17 protein-coding genes and 2 pseudogenes are annotated in these 15,099 nt (G+C 53.9%); 8 read left to right on the top strand and 11 right to left on the bottom strand.

Annotated elements, in window-relative coordinates:
- Positions 1-9: 9 nt before the first annotated feature.
- From JMJ04_RS22815 to JMJ04_RS22805, 3 genes are read right to left on the bottom strand one after another with little or no spacing between them, the layout of a single operon-like run.
- Positions 10-417, bottom strand: coding sequence for a hypothetical protein (locus JMJ04_RS22815; RefSeq protein WP_201372767.1), 408 nt, complete (start codon positions 415-417; stop codon positions 10-12).
- Positions 417-662, bottom strand: a complete 246-nt coding sequence (locus JMJ04_RS22810; RefSeq protein ID WP_201372766.1) for a hypothetical protein — start codon at positions 660-662, stop codon at positions 417-419. The genes JMJ04_RS22815 and JMJ04_RS22810 overlap by 1 nt, the downstream gene beginning before the upstream one ends.
- Before the next feature lie 26 nt (positions 663-688).
- Positions 689-1,039, bottom strand: a complete 351-nt coding sequence (locus tag JMJ04_RS22805) for a winged helix-turn-helix transcriptional regulator (RefSeq protein WP_201372765.1) — start codon at positions 1,037-1,039, stop codon at positions 689-691.
- A gap of 151 nt (positions 1,040-1,190) precedes the next feature.
- On the opposite strand from JMJ04_RS22805, the gene JMJ04_RS22800 reads away from it, so the two are divergent.
- Positions 1,191-1,982 (top strand): SDR family NAD(P)-dependent oxidoreductase, encoded by a 792-nt coding sequence (locus JMJ04_RS22800; RefSeq protein ID WP_201372764.1) that lies wholly within the window; start codon positions 1,191-1,193, stop codon positions 1,980-1,982.
- Between the two features lie 221 nt (positions 1,983-2,203).
- Positions 2,204-3,705: pseudogene (locus tag JMJ04_RS46725) on the top strand (transposase).
- On the opposite strand, the gene JMJ04_RS22785 reads toward JMJ04_RS46725, so the two are convergent.
- The 5 genes from JMJ04_RS22785 to JMJ04_RS22765 all read right to left on the bottom strand — a co-directional run bounded on the left by JMJ04_RS22785 (position 3,654) and on the right by JMJ04_RS22765 (position 6,456).
- Positions 3,654-3,869, bottom strand: a complete 216-nt coding sequence (locus JMJ04_RS22785) for a hypothetical protein (RefSeq protein WP_201372761.1) — start codon at positions 3,867-3,869, stop codon at positions 3,654-3,656. The pseudogene JMJ04_RS46725 and the gene JMJ04_RS22785 sit on opposite strands and share 52 nt — an antisense overlap.
- A gap of 424 nt (positions 3,870-4,293) precedes the next feature.
- The gene (locus JMJ04_RS22780) at positions 4,294-4,734 is read right to left on the bottom strand and encodes a YdeI/OmpD-associated family protein (RefSeq protein ID WP_201372760.1); all 441 of its coding nucleotides are present in this window, start codon (positions 4,732-4,734) and stop codon (positions 4,294-4,296) included.
- 53 nt (positions 4,735-4,787) lie between these two features.
- On the bottom strand, positions 4,788-5,600 hold the full coding sequence (locus tag JMJ04_RS22775) for an alpha/beta fold hydrolase (RefSeq protein WP_201372759.1): 813 nt from the start codon (positions 5,598-5,600) through the stop codon (positions 4,788-4,790).
- Positions 5,601-5,612: 12 nt separating this feature from the next.
- On the bottom strand, positions 5,613-6,113 hold the full coding sequence (locus JMJ04_RS22770; RefSeq protein WP_201372758.1) for an SRPBCC domain-containing protein: 501 nt from the start codon (positions 6,111-6,113) through the stop codon (positions 5,613-5,615).
- Positions 6,106-6,456, bottom strand: coding sequence for an ArsR/SmtB family transcription factor (locus tag JMJ04_RS22765; RefSeq protein WP_201372757.1), 351 nt, complete (start codon positions 6,454-6,456; stop codon positions 6,106-6,108). Before JMJ04_RS22765 ends, JMJ04_RS22770 begins: the two co-directional genes overlap by 8 nt.
- A gap of 272 nt (positions 6,457-6,728) precedes the next feature.
- On the opposite strand from JMJ04_RS22765, the pseudogene JMJ04_RS22760 reads away from it, so the two are divergent.
- The 6 genes and pseudogenes from JMJ04_RS22760 to JMJ04_RS22735 all read left to right on the top strand — a co-directional run.
- Positions 6,729-7,034, top strand: a pseudogene (locus tag JMJ04_RS22760) (transposase); the annotation flags it as partial.
- Between the two features lie 275 nt (positions 7,035-7,309).
- Positions 7,310-8,842, top strand: coding sequence for a cysteine--tRNA ligase (gene cysS, locus JMJ04_RS22755; RefSeq protein ID WP_201372755.1), 1,533 nt, complete (start codon positions 7,310-7,312; stop codon positions 8,840-8,842).
- A gap of 557 nt (positions 8,843-9,399) precedes the next feature.
- A complete protein-coding gene (locus JMJ04_RS22750) occupies positions 9,400-10,014 on the top strand; it encodes a TetR/AcrR family transcriptional regulator (protein ID WP_201372754.1) in 615 nt (204 codons plus the stop codon).
- A gap of 75 nt (positions 10,015-10,089) precedes the next feature.
- Complete coding sequence (locus tag JMJ04_RS22745) at positions 10,090-10,419, top strand: antibiotic biosynthesis monooxygenase (protein ID WP_201372753.1); 330 nt, start codon at positions 10,090-10,092, stop codon at positions 10,417-10,419.
- An 11-nt stretch (positions 10,420-10,430) separates the two neighbouring features.
- Positions 10,431-10,871 carry a nitroreductase family deazaflavin-dependent oxidoreductase gene (locus tag JMJ04_RS22740; protein ID WP_201372752.1) on the top strand — a complete coding sequence of 147 codons (441 nt, stop codon included), beginning with the start codon at positions 10,431-10,433 and terminating at the stop codon, positions 10,869-10,871.
- A gap of 390 nt (positions 10,872-11,261) precedes the next feature.
- Complete coding sequence (locus JMJ04_RS22735) at positions 11,262-12,500, top strand: IS110 family RNA-guided transposase (protein ID WP_476630025.1); 1,239 nt, start codon at positions 11,262-11,264, stop codon at positions 12,498-12,500.
- 143 nt (positions 12,501-12,643) lie between these two features.
- On the opposite strand, the gene JMJ04_RS48795 is transcribed toward JMJ04_RS22735, so the two are convergent.
- From JMJ04_RS48795 to JMJ04_RS22720, 3 genes are all read right to left on the bottom strand, one after another.
- Positions 12,644-12,979, bottom strand: a complete 336-nt coding sequence (locus JMJ04_RS48795) for a GNAT family N-acetyltransferase (protein ID WP_420799521.1) — start codon at positions 12,977-12,979, stop codon at positions 12,644-12,646.
- On the bottom strand, positions 12,886-13,122 hold the full coding sequence (locus JMJ04_RS48790; RefSeq protein WP_201374466.1) for a sigma factor-like helix-turn-helix DNA-binding protein: 237 nt from the start codon (positions 13,120-13,122) through the stop codon (positions 12,886-12,888). Before JMJ04_RS48790 ends, JMJ04_RS48795 begins: the two co-directional genes overlap by 94 nt.
- A gap of 399 nt (positions 13,123-13,521) precedes the next feature.
- A complete protein-coding gene (locus JMJ04_RS22720) occupies positions 13,522-15,033 on the bottom strand; it encodes a zinc ribbon domain-containing protein (protein ID WP_201372750.1) in 1,512 nt (503 codons plus the stop codon).
- Positions 15,034-15,099 lie beyond the last annotated feature (66 nt).

Genomic DNA, 15,099 nt, shown 5'->3' with positions numbered 1-15,099 from the left:
TCTCTTGGGTCACTTGACCCACAGGGGGGTGTTTTTGTCTCTTTCTCCAGCTCTTTCAGAGGAACCAGGTTCGCCCAGTAGCAGGATTTCTCCTCCCGCTTCGTCATACACCTGTGTGATCGACGTATCCTGTGGTAACGCGCGTTCCTCCGTGTCCAGATGGCGAAAGACGAGACGCGTTGGCGAATTCACCGCCTCCAACCTGGTATGTAAACCAAGCGCAAAGAGCATTGCTCCTTGTAAGGATTGCGCAAGAATAGCGGAGTAGCGGGCATACAGACGGACTAAGAACCGCGCTCGGTTGGCGTCAGGAGACCTGAAATTGCCAATAGCATTCTCTATGCGCTGATAAATAGTGATGCGTTCAGCATTATACTGTGTCTGAACGTTCTGGCCTTTTTGATCAAATGTGATCATTAAAATAACTTTTGTATGGTTTCAATTGCACCGGTAATCACGGGCACCAATCCTGCTACTGCGCTGGCACCTTCCAGGAGAGACCTGGCAGTGACGAGGTAATCAAGGAGCGATTTTTTATTCGGCCTGGCTTCTCCCGCCTCATCGATTGCCTGCGTTACCTGGTTGACGGCATCGTTGGCGCTTTTTTGCTGAATGGCAATCTTTCCTTGTTGAGCTTTCAAGAGTTTCGAGGGAGCTTTCACTGAAAGCTCCCTGAAGAAAAGGCATGTTATGACGAGAGAGACGTACTTATCAGTTCGTTTTCTGGACCGGAATCTTCCGACCGAACCCATTCACCCATGGCTACAAAAAGAGGCTCGAGGCGTCTTCCCCTTTCGGTCAACTGATATTCCACATGCAAAGGCACTTCCGAGTAAATCGTTCTCGTCACGATGCCTCGCTCTTCTAACAGACGTAATCGATCGGTAAGGGTCTTCGGGCTAATCGGGTGGAGCATCCGACGCAATACGCCAAAACGTGTAACACCATTGAACAGATGACGTAGGAGCAGAAGGGTCCACTTCCCTTCTAAGATCTCCACGAGGCGCTCGATCGAGCCAGGGCAGGTCTGTTCGCTCATGCATGATCTCCTTTAGTTCATTTTCGGAAACTATTGCACTTTTTTAAAACTACTTTACAAAACTACCATGGTTCACTATGCTTGTGCAAGAAGCCCTTTTTGCACAAGCAGAAAAGAGCCCGAAAAGAGAGTACCAATAAAGGAGAAGAACATGAATCTCAATGGAAAAATAGCGATTGTGACTGGAGGCAGCCGTGGAATTGGGTCAGCAACGTCAAAGCTCCTTGCTCAGCGTGGTGCGAAGGTCATCGTCAATTATCTGAGTAACGAAACCGCAGCTTCATCCGTTGTTGCGGATATACGGACAAATGGAGGTGAGGCTGTCGCTTTTCAAGCAGATGTACGCGAGGAAGCAGCCGTTGACGCACTCGTGCAGTTTACGCAAGCCACTTTTGGTGCTTATGCAGATATTCTAGTGAATAATGCCAATATTCCTTTTCAATTTTCCCCTTTTGCCGAAGCCTCCTGGGAGGGCTTTGCACTGAAAGTGAACGAAGAACTGAAGGCGGCATTTCTTCTGACGAAAGCGGTTCTTCCTTCCATGATCGCACAACACACTGGACGGATCATTTATCTCTCAGCCGGTCCGGGAACATATCCTATGGACGGGCTCATTGCCCATGGCACAGCCAAGGGAGCACTTGATACCTTTGCCAGATACATTGCCCACGAGTTTGGTCCTCTTGGGGTGACAGTGAATGTCATTGCTCCCAGTCTCACCGAAACCGATGCGACAGCCTTCCTCCCGGAGCAGGTCAAGCAAACGTTCAGGAGCTTCACACCACTTCGCCGCATGGGACAACCTGATGATGTTGCCCACGTCATTGCCTTCCTAGCAAGCGATGACAGCAGGTTCCTCACCGGAACCTATACGCCGGTAGATGGAGGCTTTACTATGGATGTGTACTCCAGGATGGATGCTCCTCTCCCGACTGCCCAATGATCATGGACTTGACCCTACAAGCCCGGCTGCGGGCCTGTCTGTCTGCGACGACCGAGAACTGGATATGAGGTCCAGCTCTCGGTCGTCGCAGGAAACGAAGCGATTGAGGGAATGGAGGCCAGCCGACCGGTCGTTTTGAACACAGGTCAGGCATGGCACCGCCCCAATGTCGAGAAAGGGCGTGTTTGATGGCAAGAAAAGCATGCCGAGCTCCTGCGACGATGGAGCAGGAGCTCACGTGCCTGCATACCTCTTGCAGTTGCTGTGGCTATCCGATAGCGGTGGCGTACCGCAATCCAGCGTGCGCGTGGTATCATCGGCCTTACCGGCCAGAGGAGGAGGGAAAATGGGCCTTACCACATGGAGAGTTCGGCCTCGATGTGATTGCCCTGGTGGGATCATTGCGCTATACTGCTCACCGGAGCATTCCTGAAATCCATCAAGCGCTTCGTGATCGAGGCGTTCCCATTGCTGAACGAACGGTGACCTATTTACTCCAGCGCTATGAGGAATTGGTGACGCTCCATCTTTCCGACCGGCGCCGATTACGGGAACGCTTCAAAGAACAGGGCCAGGTGGCTCTTGCGCTTGACGGGTTACAACCAGATGTGGGCCACGAAGTTCTGTGGGTCGTGCGTGACTGTCTTTCTGGCGAAGTCCTCCTTGCTCGAAGCCTACTGAGCGCCCGTGAGGCAGAACTGGCAGATCTGCTGCGTGAGGTGCAGGAGGTGATTGACGGCATCTCTATTTGTGGAGTGATCTCGGATGGGCAACACTCCATCCGCAATGCGGTTCAAACGGCGTTACCTGACGTGCCACATCAGTTGTGTCACTTCCATTATCTCCGCGAGGCAGCTAAGCCGATCTATGAAGCGGATCGGCATGCCAAGAAAGAACTGAAAAAGCACCTTCGCGGAGTCCGTCCGATTGAGCGTGCCGTCGAAAAGCGGAATGACGTAGAGGCTGAAGCCATTCGTGGCTATTGCCTGGCGGTCCGCAGTGCCTTAACCGATGATGGCAGATCACCCTTAGCGGCCCCAGGGCTCAAGCTCCATGAACGGATTACTGCCATTGCTGCCTCGCTCACGCGGGTCTCTGAAAAAGGGGCTTGCCGCGTGAGCTAGAACGCATGCAGATTTTTCTGGCGAAAGGGCTGACCGAAACCGCGGCCTTGTGGTCAGATGTGAAGCAAGGATATGCTTGGGTGCATCGCGCTGCGCATACTCTCTCCAACAGCGACGAACTGTCGGCAGCTCAGGTGCGCCAGACGTACGAAACGCTCTTGACCGAAATGGAGCGCATATCGACACCCTCTGAGCCCCTCATCACAATGCTCTCTACCTTTCGCAAAGTGACCGCCAGCTATTGGCCTGGCCTGTTTCATTGCTACGATCAGGCTGACCTGCCACGTACCAACAATGAGTTAGAGCAGTATTTCGGCTCGGCGCGCTATCATGAACGACGCACAACCGGGCGAAAACAGGCGTCACCAGGTGTCGTTGTTCGTGGGGCGGTTCGAGTGGTTGCCTCCGTCGCTTCCCGTTTGCATACCTTTTCTGGGGCAGAACTATGTCCGACTGATCTTACCCGCTGGCGCACCTTGCGCAGCGAATTGAACCACCGCCATGAGGCCCGACAGATGCAATGTCGCTTCCGCAAGTCTCCTGAACGCTACCTTGCAGCTCTTGAACAAAAACTCAGCAAGGAAAGATTACCGTTGTAGCTTTTTTTATCCAGTTGCCCGTCTTCCTTTGCTTTGAGGAGCCCGGCTTTTAATTTCTCCAGTTCCACTATCAGGTCCTGAGTCGTTTGTACTGCGCCAAAATTCATCTGCTGGGCATTGTACTGCGTATGTACGTGCTGCCCACGCTGGTCAAAGAGTGCCATGGATCACCCCTTTGTAGATAAAGAGAGGAACGTTTCTGCGGAAAATAAAGAGCGAAACTCTATCGAAAAGAGCCTATGGATTGAATTGTAGCATAAGGGGGAATTGCCCACAAGAACCGCAATCTCCCCTCCTATAATTAATACTGTTTGTGGAATAATGCTGTTCGGTATCGAGATGGAGATGTCGTTTGCTCTGAGCATGAAGCTGCAATTCGCTAACACACTCTGAGCGGAGTTCCACCACGAAAGCTGTATGGAGCCTCGCTTGCAAGCGAGACGAGAGACGCCCTCGGGAACGTCTAAAATCGTTCCCGAGGGCGTCTCTCTGTTTGGGATACTGACATGTTCTCACTCGAGTGGAGTGGTGGGCGAGTAAGAGCTTGCTTGGCAGATCACAATCGCTGTATGAATGTCTGCGCCAGGCTCATCCCTCGCGTAATTCGCTGATGGCCTTAGTGATGCGCCGCTGCCTTGTCTCGGCGGTTTTGGCTCCTTCGATGGAGAGTATGATGCGTTGCTTCGCGCTTTTTGATAGTCCGTCGAAGATGCGCCCGGCATCTGCGTGGACGTCAAGGGCTTCCTTGAAATCGAGGGGTATTGCCACCTCGCGCGGCTCGGTATCCAATGCGATCTCTACATCCACCTCGTCGCCAGCCTTCACACCAGCCTGTTCACGGTTCTCGGCGCTGACGGGAAGCAGGAACTTGCCCCCCATGGGGGCAACTGTGCTGCGGTAGGTGTAGTTGTTGATCGTGACGCGAACCGGTGGGCGCTTGCCCGACTTGAGGCTCTCAACGATATCGGGTGGGACCTGAATACCTGTTGCTGTCTTCCCGTGTCGTTCTATTTGTGCACGAAATTGCACGCGTGAGCTTCCTTTCTCAGTTCTTCTTAGAGATATCAGGCGGTTTAGAGATATCAGGCGGTCAAGAACTCGATCAGGACGGGAACAAGGGCTTCTGCCTTGACCATGTGGGTTTGCCCTTCCAGGGTGCGGTAGTTCGCATTAGGGAGCGTCTGGGCCAGTGCGTGCATTGCATGTCGCATCCATGTCGGACTTTTTCCCCCATCCATGACCAGGATTGGGGCGTTGATATTGGACCCCAGCGTAGGCGGTAATGGTTTGCCCGACCCGTAAGCGACAATGATGCTGATGTCGTACGGCAAGGTATGCGCCACAGCGGTCAATTTCGACCACATAGGGAAGAGCGGCATAATGGCAAGCATAAAACCGGGCGTTCCGACCTGTTTCATGAACATTTTGACCGCTTTCGAGCGCTGGTTCTGCGCGACCGCCTCTTTGAGCCTGGCTAAGAATGCCTGCGTTACCGGTTTGCCTGTCTCATCGACAACAAATGGCGCCTCATACAGAGCCAGTTTTGTGATCCCTGGTAGCTGATTCGCCGCTTCCATGGCAAGCGCTGCCCCTGAGGATTGCCCGGCCACATACGCTGTTCCACCTACGGCCTCAATGAGGGCGGCAAGATCCTCGACTTCGCGTTCAACCGCATATGGCTGAGTATCACCGCTTTCACCACGCCCCCGGCGGTCATAGGTGATGACGGTGAAATGAGGAGCCAGCTTCGCCGCCAGGTCCTGGGACGGCCCGAATTGCCGGTAGCAGAGCGCTCCATCTACCAGGATGAGAGCCGGCCCTTGACCAATCTGAGAGTACGCGATAGTGGTGCCGTCTTTGGACGTAACGGTATGCTGCGCGATGGCTGTGAACATGGACCTTCTCCTTTACTTTGCTTGTATTGTTTGCACATACTCGACCAGGTAATCCCAGGTCATGTTCATTCCCTGCTGCATTCCCATATCGAGAGCGACTTTGAGAGCCTCGACATTCTCGAACTGAACATGCGCAGTCACTCTCGTTTTCCCACCCTCTTCAGTGAAAATGATAGTGGTCAGATGTTCAGGAATGCCTTCAATTGGGTTAGCATGTTCGTCGGCAAAGGTCGAGGTGTAGACCAGCTTCTCCGGCGGGATGATTTCGCTGTACACGCTACGCGACCAGTGCTCCTGCCCCTCTGGCGAACGCATCGCGTAGTGCCAGATGCCCCCCGGTCGTAGGTCGATGGTGCAGGTGGGCACGGTGTAGGGCTGAGGTGCCCACCAACGCTTGAGATGCTCAGGCTGGGTGAATACCTGAAACACTAGTGCGCGGGGGGCAGCAAATTGCCGTTCTACGGTAAATTCTTGCTCGCCAGCACGGGAACTCAGAGAGTGATACTCAAACATCGTTTTCCTCAATTCGATTACTTGTCCGTTGCTCGGTGCCTTGTATTTCCAGGAGGTAGTCATCCAGGCGGTCGAAGCGTTCTTCCCAGAGGTGACGAAAGGAGTAAAGCCAGGATTCCAGTTCCTGGAATGGCTCACGCCTCAGCCGATAAATCCGTCGGTTGGCCTGCGGCTGTACCTCAACGATGCCTGCCTCGCTCAAAACCTTGAGATGCTTCGACACTTGCGGCTGCTGCAATCCCAGCCGATCCGTGATTTCCCCTACCGTCAGGGGGCCATCGCGCAACAGTTCAATAATGTGTAAGCGATTTGGCTCCGTCAGAGCAGTCCACAGTGTTTTCATACCCAAATTATACCCCAAGAGGAATATTCTTGTAAAGGAATATTCCTCTTGGGGTATGCTGTAACTTATCGAGTGATAAACACGGGTGTGAGTGAAACGGAGAGATGCACCTGACCAGCACGCACTTCTGTTGGTATTTCCCGGACAAATACATGAGAGCGGCAAAACTTCAGATGCAATCGTTCCCTCGCCCATTTTGCCTCTTGCAGAACATAGAGCTTATCCGAAAACCTATGATACAATGACGACAAAAATCAAAGAGGTCAACATCGATGGCACGAACCTATCCCTGGAAAGTCAGCGATGCTCCCTGGGAACGCGTGAAGCCCTTGATCCCGGCTCGCCCAGCCCATCCCAAAGGAGGGCGACCAGCCGCCGATGATCGGCAGATGTTTTCTGCCATGGTCTATGACCGCTTTCGCTGGTGGGAAGAACAAGGCTTCTTCCAGCGATTGTGGCAAGCTGGCTTGACGGAGTACGACGAACTGGCTGGGATCGGCTGGGGCTCGCAAAGCGCAGATGGATCGATCGTAAAAGCCCCTTTGGCCCAAGCCGCCGTCGGGCCCGCTCCCACCGATATGCCGCCTTTTCGAGATATGGTATTCTGTAGCCAGAAGAAACCACAAATTTGAGGATGTCGGAGAAGAACATGAGCCACAGCATGCATTATTGCTCCTGTATATACGTTCACAGAGAGGGCCAGAAGTAGCTCAGCTCTCTGTGAACGTATCACCGTGCTCCCCAACAGCCACCTGATAATCGCTGTCTCCTTGCACGTCTCTTGTCTGAGCTACCGCCTCTTTCACACCTGTTGACATATATAAACGCTACCTATTGCAGAGGAGATATGCTCATGTCGTTGCATAGACAGAATACGTCAGCAAAGCACGAAGAAGATACTCTTACCCGCCCACGCGGAGGAGATACGCCTATGTCATTAAAAGTCTATAATACACTGACACATCGGAAAGAAGATTTCGTTACCCTCCAACCGGGGCTGGTCAGGATGTATGTCTGCGGCGTGACGGTCTACGCCAGCAGCCACATCGGTCACGCCATGAGCGCGCTGACGTTTGATATTACCCGCCGCTACCTGGAGTACAGGGGTTATCAGGTCAAGCACGTTGTCAATTTCACCGATATTGATGATAAGATCATTCAGCGCTCCCTCGCCCAGCACGTCGATTGGCGTGCCCTGACCGAGCGCTATATCCGCGAGTATCTCGATTGGATGGATGCCCTCAATGTGAAGCGCGCTACGCATTATCCGCGCGTAACGGAGGAGGCCGATGGGATTATCGACGCGATCCAGATTCTGATCGCCAAAGGCTATGCGTACGAGTTGAAGGGCGATGTCTACTACCGCGTTTCCCGCAAGCCCGAATATGGCGAACTTAAGCACCAGAGCCTGGATGAGTTACGGGCAGGAGCGCGCGTGGAGAAGGATGAAGAGAAAGAAAATGTGCTCGATTTCGCGCTCTGGAAGGCAGCCAAGCCGGAGGAGCCGAGCTGGCCAAGTCCCTGGGGTCCAGGGAGACCGGGCTGGCATATCGAATGCTCAGTTATGTCGCTGCACCACCTGGGCGCGCAGATTGATATACATGGTGGTGGCACCGATCTGATCTTCCCGCACCACGAGAACGAGATCGCGCAAAGCGAGGCGCTCACCGGAAAACGTCCATTTGTGCGTTACTGGATGCACAATGGCATGATGCTGGCCAGAGTCTGGAACGAAGAAACAGGCAGCTATCAGGTAGAGAAAATGTCCAAGTCGTTGGGCAATGCGCTGACGGTAGATAAGCTGCTCGCTATGGGCGATCCCGATATGCTGCGCATATTTGTGCTGGGTTCCCATTATCGCAAGCAATTGACGTATACTGATGAGAGCTTCGATATTGCCCTGCGTCAGCTCGAACGTCTCAAAAGGGCCTTCGAGCTTGAAGAGAAGTGGCCCGATCCGGCATCTGAGGCGGGTGATCCCACCGCTACGGCCACATTAGAAGAGGCCACCCGCACCGCACATCACACGTTTGAGGATGCGATGGACGATGATTTTAATACTTCGGTGGCGCTGGCCAGCCTCTTCGAGCTTTCGTCCGAGATCTTCAAAGGGCGCAGCGCCAATGCGAGCGGGAAAGCGCTTGAGGAGGCACGCGAAACGTTGGCTGAACTGGGTGGTGTGCTCGGACTGCGCATGAAGGAGATTCCGCAGAAACGCTCACAGGATAGCGAGCCATTCATCGCTCTGCTTATTGATGTGCGCCGCGAACTCAAGGCTGCGCGCCAGTTCGCGCTGGCCGACCGCATTCGCTCTCAGCTCAAAGAACTGGATGTGAGGCTGGAGGATCGCAATGACGGTACCACCATCTGGAAGTTCGAGCGCTAAATGCGCTAACATTTAGAACTTACTCGAAAAACCCGCGTAGAAGGCGCTTCCTCTGCCCTCGGCAGCGGCCCTCCAGTTGAGCATGGAAGGCCACCCCCGGAGGCCCACCAAAGCGTCTGGTTTGCCTCCGACAGGACGTGCCACCTGCGCGAAGAAGGGGGAGGTTTTCGGATAAGCAGATATTGGATTAGGGCAAAATTGCTTCGATGTGTCTATTGGCTCTGTAATTGGTGTTTGCATACTCTACAGTATGAGCCTTCCCCGATTTGGTAGAGTATAGCTCAGCTTTAGGGAATCTACCAAATCGGGAAAGGCTCACCCTGGCCAATGTGTGGGTCAGAATCCTCTTCGCCATCAGACGTAACGGTATCAGCTATCAGACGACGACCTTTGAGACGTCTCAGCGACTTCATGCAAGGAAAGCCGTCTGACGACCATCTCGTTCTCGCCTTGAGAGCAATGCCGGCCTTTTGAGAGACAAAACCACCTGTGTTTTGCCCTTGTCAAGCGTGAAAGCACGCTTGACAAGGGACTGTTTATCGCGCTATCATATTTGTATGGACGACCAAATAGCAAAGAAACCGAAGAAAACCTGGACACACCAGCGAGACAACCGTGAGCGTCTGATCGACGCTGGCTATACTCTGCTTTCAGAGAATGGCATCGAGGCCACGACGGTCAAAGAGATTGCACGCCTAGCCGATGTCTCGCCCGGTCTGTTCCATTATTACTTCGCCTCTAAGGACGAACTGCTACTGGCCGTGATCTATGAAGCTGGTACGCGCTTTAATCAACAGTTGATGCAGGAATTTCAGAAGTTGTCAGTCGAGCGCCCATTCGCGGAGGTGGCAATGCTCGCGGTTGCCACGGTCAGTCGCAGTCATACGGCGTGGTACAGGTTGCGCTACGAACTCTATGCCCTCGGGTTGCGCAATCCTGACTTCCTGCCCGCGATAGGCGAGATGCTGGCGAAGGGACGGCAGGGAATCGCGCAGACGATTCAAGAGCAGACAGGTATCGATGAGGTGCGAGCACGGGCTATCGCGTCGGTGTTCCATGCTTGTACTGATGGCCTGGCCCTGCAACAACTGGCACAGCCCGGTCTCGACCTCACGGCGGCCTATGAGCTTGTCCAGCACTTGCTTGTTGTAGAACCTGCACCGGAGAAGTAGCGTTTTTTTATGCGCGAATTTGGTTGGTCATACAACCAGATCGTGAGAGAGTACTTGAGGAAAGGGAAGACAGCTATGACAACTATCTCAGAAAACAATGATGTCGTGACCACAATCAATACCTTCATGTTCGAGCCGGAGAACCAGCAGCGAGGACTGGAATTGCTGGTTGAGATTGCGAAGATGATCCGCAAGGAGGTGCCTGGCTTTCTTTCGGCCAACTTCCACATGAGCGTCGATGGTACCCGCGTGGTGAATTACGCCCAATATAGCAGCCATGAGGCGTTTCAGGTTGCCACGGCAAAGGTGTTTGAGAAGGCGGATACGTCCCTGTTGATCGAATTGCGCCAGATCGCGACGCCAGATGCACACGAATACAAAGTTCGCACTATTCTTGAAGGGTAAAGGATAAGTACATGGCAAAGACATATCGACACACATTTATAAGGCAAGCGGGAAATGCCCTGGCGACGACCCTCGTTCGCGCTGGAATCAAAGCGGGGCCAATTCACCTGCTCACCGTGCGGGGTCGCAAGAGCGGGCAGCCGCGCACGACCCCAGTAGCGGTTGTGGAGCGGAACGGGCAGCGCTACCTGGTAGCGACCTTCGGCCTGGTGGATTGGGTGCGCAATCTGCGCGCGGCAAAGGAGGCAACACTCACGCGTGGTCGGCGTCCCGAGGCCATTAGCGTGGTTGAACTAGCGCCAGCGGAGGCGGCCCCTATCCTGAAAAGCTGTATCGGCACAGGTGGCCCCATCACTGAGGGCTACTTCGACGTGACTCCCGAATCCCCGCTGCAAGACTTTGAGCGCGAAGCCCTACGGCACCCGGTGTTTCAAGTGATAAGCAAGCGGTAGATATTATACGTGACGACTCCCCACGGCTAAAGCGCTGTCTTTTACCCACATTTTACAAAGTGAGCTTGGAGACGCCGTTGATGGGTTTTCCTTTTCAATGGAAGCTCCCAGCGCTCAAGCTCACTTTGTAAAATGTGGGTAAGCGCTATGACCTCTCTGCCAGAGAAGTGAATGAAAATGGGCTACAATAGCAGTGAGAGCGGTGAGTCAAGGTCAAGATTCACTGGTGCCATCGAGCCCGATGGGTAAGCTGACCTGAGTGTCTCCAGAAGAGAAGTGTGTTGCCCTTTGTAAAAAGGAGCACGTGAAGGAAACTTGTTTGTTCATGTTCACTCCTCATCGTTCTCTGTACACACGATGATCAGTTCAGATGAGAGAAAGGAAGAAGCGATGGAAGTGCTCTATGAACGCTGTTGTGGTTTAGATGTCCATAAGAACACCGTTGTTGCCTGTATCATGCTCACGCCACCAAACGGTCGGGTGCAGAAGACCGTGAGAACTTTTGGGACCACCACCGCAGAGATTGTGGCATTACGAGATTGGATCGATGCGCAACACGTGAGCCATATCGCCATGGAAAGTACCGGCATCTTCTGGCGTCCTCTTTACAATCTTTTAGAAGATGAACACACGATCATCCTTGTGAACGCTCATCATATAAAGTCGGTTCCTGGTCGGAAAACTGATGTGAAGGATAGTGAATGGATTGCTGATCTCTTGCGCCATGGATTGCTCAAGGCCAGTTTCATTCCCCCGAAGCCTTTTCGCGACGTGCGGGATCTCATGCGCTATCGAAAAAGCTTGGTCTATATGCGCACAGAGGAGATCAATCGTTTACAGAAAGTGTTGGAGACAGCGAACATCAAACTTGCATCGGTGGCGACCAATGTCTTAGGAAAAAGCGGGCGGCAGATGATTGAGGCATTGATTGAAGGTGAAGATGACCCTCACGTCCTCACCGAGCTTGCGGTAGGCAAATTACGAATAAAACTCCCACAATTGCAAGAGGCTTTGGAAGGACGAGTCGAGGCACATCATCGTCTCTTACTCAAAGAGATAGTTGCCCACATTGATTTTCTGGAACAGCAGATGGAACACCTGCTTGAAGAAATTGAAGCGAGAATGTACCCATTCAAAGAAGCACTCGACTTGTTGATGAGTATTCCGGGCCTCCAATTGCTAAGTGCGCTCACCATCTTGTCTGAGGTAGGCATCGACCTGAGTGCCTTTCCTTCCGACAAGCACTTCGCCTCCTGGATTGGCGTGTGCCCTGGCAACAAAGAAAGTGCAGGCAAACGGCTGAGCGGACATGCAACAAAAGGCAACGTCTTTCTGAGAGCAGCTTTAGCCGAGGTGTGTTGGTGCCTGAGCCGGATGAAAGGCAATTATCTTTCCACCCAACATCATCGCTTTGCGCGTCGAATGATCAAGCCCAAAGCCGCTGTAGCTACCTCACATAGTCTTGCAGTGATTGTTTATCATGTTCTCAAAAAGAAAAAGCCGTATCAGGACTTAGGGCCAACCTACTTGGATGCGTTAGATGGAGAGAGGGCAAAGAAACAAGCAATACGGCGACTTGATGTTTTAGGCTATGAAGTGGTCTTAACACCTAAGGAGGTGAGTGCCTAACTGCGATCTTTCTTTTCATCTCACCAGAGATGTCCTCCTGTACTCCTCATCAATATGAAGAGCACAGGAGGTTTGTGCCCCTTTTCCCAACGATCCTTTTCCCATTTTCGAAGGAAGAATCAGGGTTTTTAAGCGGGGGAGTGTCAATTTGCAGGTAGTGGCATCCCAGCGCGCAACTCCTTTTGCAGGAAAAGATATTCGCGTGTTTTACGCATGCCAACACGTTGATAGAGCCTTGTCGCGCCAGTGAGATTTTGCGCATCGACAGAAAGACTGGCTCGCCGCAAACCACGGCGAGCAAATTCGCCAAAGGCATGTTGCAGAAGTGCCAGGCCAACCCCTCTGCCTCGCCATTCACGGGCAACGGCCAGGGTATTGACCCAACCTACTGGACCTGCACTACATAGCGCACCACCAATCGGTTGATCGCCTGACCAGGCAACGTGGTAGCGTGAAGGATCAAAACCAGCCTGTTCGATGGTGTCTTTCCTTGCGCTAATTCTCTTTTTCCTTTGTGTTTTATTTTGTGCAAAGAACGCTCTACTACCTGGCGTATGCGTTCGCGTGAGAGCGAAAATGTCTGAGCGACCTGTTCTAGCGTATGTGGCTCCCCACTGACAATCCCATATCTCGCTTCAACGAAGGATTGTTCTCGTTCAGTTAGGGCTTCTCTTTGTGCATTGCACTATTCGTGTCATCAATAACAATACTTTCCCAATGTATCCTTTCAAGGAGAGAAGAACCAATATGTCATTGGTCATCTCAGTCTTCTCGAAGAGTCTACCATTCTCGCAAAAAGTCTACTATCTCCGCATATGTGAAAAGTCTACCGTCTGCCGAAGAGTCTACCATTCCTGCCCCTATGAAAGGTCTACCTTCTGTGACACTCCGCCGGCGGTTAAAACCGCGCGGCTTCTTGTGGCACTGCTACGTACGCGATCCTCTGAGTGGATGTCCCGTGGGGACGACTCGGCGAGGATCGTAGTGGGTGAGCAATACCCAAAGAGACGCTTGCCATCCCTCACGTCTTCTTCTGCGCGGTGCCCTGCGCGACCACGGCTCCATGCCCTGCGCCAAGAATGGATGGTTCTCCTGCGCATTGGGCGGCTTGGGAGCCGTGCCCACCTCCCGCTTTCGCGGACCTCTCTGCCTGCAGAGGAGCGTGAGGCTTTTCCTTGTGACACTGGTAGGATCCAAAGCGAGCCAGGAGTCGTTTGCCGATGACGCGGGAGGCATTGCGATCGGCATGGTCCCTCGCATCACAGCTGGGGCAATACATGAGGGGTGCTCCTGGCGTATAGCCCTCTGTGGGTTGCCCATAGGCATAGCGAGCGATCGCCCCTCCGCAGTCGGCATGCTCCCGGCTCGTGTTGCGCGGGTTCACCCGACAGGTGATGATCCCCTGGTGGAAGGCTTTGTAGCGTGTATAGCGGAAGATGCGTCCGCGCAGCCAGTACGAGCGCTTCTCGTTGCCTCGACGGCTGAAGCTGCCCTTCACTGGCTTGAAGTGCCCCAGGTGCTCGAAGACGAGGATGGAGGCGCCGTGGGCCTGGGCAAAGGCCACGATGCGATGGCTCACCTGGTGCGCGGTGTCCTCATCGAGGGCGCGCACCTTCGCCCACCGCTGCACATTGTCCTGTTCCCCCTCCGCAATGATGCCTGTGGCTCGTCGGTTGCGGGCAATGCGTCCAAGCTGTCTTTTCCTAAGGCCGTGGAGTCGCTTCCCGCCTCTGATGAAGCGGGTCGCCACCACCGTGCCTTCGACGGTTTGGATCGTACAGACTGCCAGGTGGGTATCAATGTTGAGGTCCACGGCGCACAGCCGCGTGCCTTTCTGCTCGCTGAGTTGCGTCTGCGCTTTTTGTGGACGCTCGATCTCGCGTTGCAGTGGGGTGTGCAACCACCAGCGCCCACCCTTGCGCACCAACTGGGGGCTGCCTGCTTCCTGCGGCGTGCAGCCCTGGGGCAGGGGAGGGCCTGAGAGGCGCAGTTTGGTCCAGACCCAGCTGCGCCCCGTCCACAGCTTGAGCAGGATCTTGGGGCAAGCCCTCTCCTCAGTTGTGTCTGGTCTTGCCCCCTGGATAGGGGGTCCCTTGGCCTGCTGTCCCAGGGAGCGGCCCTTCCACATTCCGGCGTAGAAGGAGACGGAGCGATTCCAGGTGCGAGGAGGGACCGGAGGACGCTCAGTAAACCGCTTCTGTTTTGCCTGGGCCTTCTCTTTGCGCGCACGCCATTTGGCCAGGCTGATCGTGAAGGCGTGGGCAGCTCCTAAAGCCGCATGGATGGTGGCACGGCGGAACATGGCCGGGAGCTCTTGCGCGATCTGGGAGAGCGGCATGACCGGGTGAGGGTTCTGTTTGGTGGCATGGGTAAGGCGTTCCAGAGCCGTCAAGGCCTCCTGGCTGGAGAGGTCGAGGATCAGAGGGTGGGCTTGGATGACCTCGAAGTAGAAGGACGCTACCTGATTGAAGAGGGTCTGCGTGGCGTGAAACCAGTTCGCCTGCTTGGAGCGAAGGAGCACAGCTTGCTTCATGGTCTTGGTACTCCTGAAAGGTTTCCCTGCCATGGATCCACCTCTTCCTTTCTTCCTCGCGGTGTT

It is taken from the genome of Ktedonobacter robiniae (assembly GCF_016587375.1).
Classification (GTDB): domain Bacteria; phylum Chloroflexota; class Ktedonobacteria; order Ktedonobacterales; family Ktedonobacteraceae; genus Ktedonobacter; species Ktedonobacter robiniae.
Note: the sequence above shows the minus strand (reverse complement) of the source record. Positions and strands in the feature narration are given on the sequence as shown.

Coding starts and splice junctions, on each gene's coding strand:
- JMJ04_RS22815 (WP_201372767.1), bottom strand. CDS start 417: ATGATCACATTTGATCAAAAAGGCCAGAACGTTCAGACACAGTATAAT.
- JMJ04_RS22805 (WP_201372765.1), bottom strand. CDS start 1,039: ATGAGCGAACAGACCTGCCCTGGCTCGATCGAGCGCCTCGTGGAGATC.
- JMJ04_RS22800 (WP_201372764.1), top strand. CDS start 1,191: ATGAATCTCAATGGAAAAATAGCGATTGTGACTGGAGGCAGCCGTGGA.
- JMJ04_RS22785 (WP_201372761.1), bottom strand. CDS start 3,869: ATGGCACTCTTTGACCAGCGTGGGCAGCACGTACATACGCAGTACAAT.
- JMJ04_RS22775 (WP_201372759.1), bottom strand. CDS start 5,600: ATGTTCACAGCCATCGCGCAGCATACCGTTACGTCCAAAGACGGCACC.
- JMJ04_RS22770 (WP_201372758.1), bottom strand. CDS start 6,113: ATGTTTGAGTATCACTCTCTGAGTTCCCGTGCTGGCGAGCAAGAATTT.
- JMJ04_RS22765 (WP_201372757.1), bottom strand. CDS start 6,456: ATGAAAACACTGTGGACTGCTCTGACGGAGCCAAATCGCTTACACATT.
- cysS (WP_201372755.1), top strand. CDS start 7,310: ATGTCGTTGCATAGACAGAATACGTCAGCAAAGCACGAAGAAGATACT.
- JMJ04_RS22750 (WP_201372754.1), top strand. CDS start 9,400: ATGGACGACCAAATAGCAAAGAAACCGAAGAAAACCTGGACACACCAG.
- JMJ04_RS22745 (WP_201372753.1), top strand. CDS start 10,090: ATGACAACTATCTCAGAAAACAATGATGTCGTGACCACAATCAATACC.
- JMJ04_RS22740 (WP_201372752.1), top strand. CDS start 10,431: ATGGCAAAGACATATCGACACACATTTATAAGGCAAGCGGGAAATGCC.
- JMJ04_RS22735 (WP_476630025.1), top strand. CDS start 11,262: ATGGAAGTGCTCTATGAACGCTGTTGTGGTTTAGATGTCCATAAGAAC.
- JMJ04_RS22720 (WP_201372750.1), bottom strand. CDS start 15,033: ATGAAGCAAGCTGTGCTCCTTCGCTCCAAGCAGGCGAACTGGTTTCAC.